This is a genomic window from Paenibacillus sp. 1-18, from assembly GCF_000520755.1.
GTDB lineage: Bacteria > Bacillota > Bacilli > Paenibacillales > Paenibacillaceae > Paenibacillus > Paenibacillus brasilensis.
This window is the reverse complement of the sequence record NZ_ASSB01000154.1, coordinates 1-746: the sequence shown is the minus strand read 5'-3', so window position 1 is coordinate 746 and position 746 is coordinate 1. Positions and strand designations below refer to the sequence as shown.

1 pseudogene is annotated in these 746 nt (G+C 37.0%); it reads right to left on the bottom strand.

The features are described 5' to 3' along the window. Nucleotides 1-226, bottom strand: a pseudogene (locus L693_RS27930) (alpha/beta hydrolase); the annotation flags it as partial. Between the last annotated feature and the right edge of the window lie 520 nt (nt 227-746).

Genomic DNA, 746 nt, shown 5'->3' with positions numbered 1-746 from the left:
TTTCCCCGCTTCCCGATTCAAGCAGTATTGTCGGAGAGCCGGTACCAAGCTTGCGAATATGGAGGCGATAGCCTCCGGCGTCGACCATTTTCCCCAAAGGAGGATATTGCGATTTATCCTGTTTAGAAGCAATCCATTCATACACAAATCCAGAGATAACGACAAGCAGTAAGCAAGAGATGACAAAAAACACAATTCTTATCCATGTTCGCCTACGTTGCTTCATTATTAAATCTACTCCTCTATACTATGAATGAATCCTCAGCTAATTTTTTATAAAACAAAACTGCTTACGTGTGGTTTTCTCATATCATTTTTACCCATCCTTTCTTTATCAAATCATCAATATTAAAGAAAAATAAGATCTAGCACTTCAACTGTAATGAGAGATGCGGTATTTCGGGGCGTAAAACAATTTCGAAAAAAAGCTTGCATTTAAATATTCAGTATGATATATTCTAATTCCGGCCAGGAAATACAATATTGTGAGTGAGAGTTACAAAAAGATTTTAAAAAAAAGCTTGCAAGATTGGTTCGGACATGATATGATATAAGAGTTGATGAGGCGAAGAGCTGAGTTAACGAACAAAGAAGTGTTTGATCTTTGAAAACTGAACAACGAGTGAGTACGGATTTTACTTGTAAAATCCAACGCTGAGATTTTGATACATGCCGTTAGGCTGTATGAAATGGAAGCGAAATCGAGATATTTTTATCTCGTCAGTTTCAAAATGAGCGAATCGCTC